The organism is Mesorhizobium sp. M4A.F.Ca.ET.020.02.1.1, from assembly GCF_004022645.1.
Lineage (GTDB): Bacteria > Pseudomonadota > Alphaproteobacteria > Rhizobiales > Rhizobiaceae > Mesorhizobium.
In genome coordinates, this window is record NZ_RZOI01000753.1 from 1 (window position 1) to 2,823 (window position 2,823).

The 2,823-nt window shown below is 65.0% G+C and carries 3 protein-coding genes; all 3 read left to right on the forward strand.

Going from position 1 to position 2,823, the window contains the following annotated elements:
* A partial coding sequence (locus tag EN742_RS30495; RefSeq protein ID WP_189375675.1) for a succinylglutamate desuccinylase/aspartoacylase family protein occupies positions 1 to 388 on the forward strand: 388 nt, incomplete at its 5' end.
* Positions 389 to 427: 39 nt separating this feature from the next.
* Positions 428 to 1,606: a hypothetical protein gene (locus EN742_RS30500; RefSeq protein WP_128333636.1), complete on the forward strand. Its 1,179-nt coding sequence runs from the start codon at positions 428 to 430 to the stop codon at positions 1,604 to 1,606.
* 67 nt (positions 1,607 to 1,673) lie between these two features.
* Positions 1,674 to 2,735, forward strand: coding sequence for a glycosyltransferase family 4 protein (locus tag EN742_RS30505; protein ID WP_128333635.1), 1,062 nt, complete (start codon positions 1,674 to 1,676; stop codon positions 2,733 to 2,735).
* The last annotated feature ends 88 nt before the right edge of the window (positions 2,736 to 2,823 follow it).

Below are 2,823 nucleotides of genomic sequence, written 5' to 3' on the forward strand. Positions count from 1 at the left end.
CACGGGCGGTGAGCGCCATGGAATCCACCGTTGCCGTGCCGCCACCGCCCGTGCGCTCGACAGGCTGATGATGGCGCTGGGCTTGGTCGAGGCGCCCGTTCTGGCGCCGGAGGCCGAGCCTGCCGCTCCAACGCGGCTGCTTTCGCTGTCGCGGCACAGCCAGGGCATCTATGCCACGCGGCGCGGCTGGTTCGAGCCAGCGGTCAGGCTCGGCGACAGCGTCAGCGCCGGACAGCTTGCCGGCTGGTACCACGACCTTGAACGGCTCGACTTCGCCGAGGAAGCCCTGCATTTCGCCGAAAGCGGCATCGTGCTGTCGCGCCGGCTGCACACGATGTGCGAGGCAGGCGATTGCTTGATGCAAGTCGCGGAGCCGGTGGACAGCTGAGAGCAAACGCCGGGCGATGCAAGGAAGCCGAGGATGACCATGCAGCTATCAATATGGACCTATCCCTGGGACATCCAGGACATCGGACTGGAGACGGTCGAGCGTGATCTCGTCGAGCGTGCCGGGCTCAATATGGTCAGCCTCGCCACGTCCTACCATGCCGGGCGATTCCTGCAGCCGCGTAGCCCGCGGCGCAAGGCCTATTTCCCGGAGGACGGCACCATCTACTTCCAGCCGACGGCAGCGCGCTGGGCCGACCTTGCCATCCAGCCCAAGGTGGCCGATGTGATCTGCGAAGGCGGCGACGTGCTCGGCCAGCTCGTGCGCCGTCGCGAGGCGGGCGGGCCCGGGGTCTCGTGCTGGACAGTGTGTTTGCACAACACCCGCCTCGGCATGCTTCACCCCGAGGCCGTCACCCGCAACGCCTTTGGCGATGCCAACTACTACAATCTCTGTCCCTCGCATCCGGACGCGCGCGCCTATGTCCGCGCCTTGGTCGCGGACATCTCGCACGGCTACAGGCCGGACCGGATCGAGCTCGAAAGCCCGTCCTTCATGGGTTTTGCGCATGAGTATCATCACGAGAAGGATGGTGTCGGCCTGGCGCCAGAAGACGATTTCCTGCTCTCGCTGTGCTTCTGCCCGTCCTGCCTGGATCGCGCGGCCAAAGCCGGCGTCAATGGCGCGGCGGCGCAAAAGCTGGTCAGGCAATGGATCGCCGAGACCTGCGAGCGTGCGGTGCCGAAGCGGCGCTTTCCCGACTTTCCGGCAAGTGGGCTCGATATCTTCCTGCCTTGGCCGGAACTCCATGCCTATCTCGTCTGGCGCTTCGAGCCGGTGACCAGCCTGGTCGCCGAGTTGCGCGAGGTGGCGCATCCGGCGACGCGGGTGCTGATCATCGACCTCAAGGACGGCTGGCTCGGCGGCTGCGATCTCGCGGCGCTCGGCAAGGTCTGCGATGGGGCGATCCTGTGCGCCTACGACATGCAGGCGGACGATGTCGCGAGCCTGCTCGAGGCCGGCCGCGCGGCGCTCGGCCCGGATAAATTCCTCGGCACCGGCTACCGTCTCTTCTATCCGGAAATGGCCGGCGCGGAAGTGCTCGCCGCCAAGGTGAAGCCGGCGAGGGCGCCGGGCGTCGACGGTATCAACTTCTACAATTACGGCCTCGTCCCCGCCGCGCGGCTCGACTGGGTCGGCGCGGCGCTGTCCGGCTGAGAAGCGGGGCCCGGAACGATATGCCGGCTGATGCATTTTGGCCCTGTGCCAATCAGCTGGAGACATCATGCGAATTGCCCATGTCGCGCCGCTCTACGAGTCCGTGCCGCCGAAACTCTATGGCGGCACCGAACGGATCGTCTCCTACCTAACGGAAGCGCTGGTCGCTCTCGGCCATGAGGTTACGCTGTTTGCCAGCGGCGACAGCCGGACTTCCGCGAGGCTCGTTGCCGGGCGTGAATGCGCGCTTCGCCTCGATCCGCGCCCGAAAAAATCAGAGATAGCCGCGCATCTGGCGATGCTGGCCGAGGTCCGCGAGCGGGCGCACGAATTCGACCTCATCCACTTCCACCTCAGCCATTTCCTGCATTTTTCCTTCTTCGCGGATATGGCCGGAAGGACGGTGACGACGCCGCATGGCAGGCTCGACTATGTCGACCTGGCGCCCACCTACCGGCGCTTCCCACGCTTTCCGATGGTCTCCATCTCACGCAGCCAGAGAGCAGGGCTGGCCGAGGCCAATTGGCTGGCGACGATCCACCATGGCCTGCCGATCGACATCTATCGGCCCGCTTTCGAGACCACGGAAGAGGAACCGTATCTTGCCTTTCTCGGCCGGCTTTCGCGCGACAAGCGGCCGGACCGCGCCATCGAGATCGCGCGCCGCTCTGGGTTGAAGCTGAAGCTGGCGGCCAAGATCGGTGACGATGATCGTGCCTATTTTCATGACGTTGTTGAGCCGCTGATCGACGGTGACCGCGTCGACTATGTCGGCGAGATCGCCGAGGACGAGAAGGCCGAGTTTCTCGGCAAGGCGGCCGGCCTGCTGTTCCCGATCGATTGGCCCGAGCCGTTCGGCCTTGCTCCGATCGAGGCGATGGCCTGCGGCACGCCATCGATTGCCTGGAATTGTGGCGCCTTGCCTGAGATCATCGATCAGGGCGTGACCGGATTTGTCGTCAATTCGATGGACGATGCGGTCAAGTCCGTGCCGGCATTGCTTCAACTCGACCGTCGAAAGATGAGGGCTGCCTTCGAAAAGCGGTTTTCCGCCAACAGAATGGCCCGCGACTATGTGGCCGCCTATAGGCGCCTCATCGGTGGTGCGACCGACGCGAAGGCCTCGTGAGAGGCGCCGCCTGATCCGGGGGGCGGAGCAAACGGGAAAAAAACATATGACAGAGCTCGACGAGCGCAAGCTTGATCCCGCCGTAGCC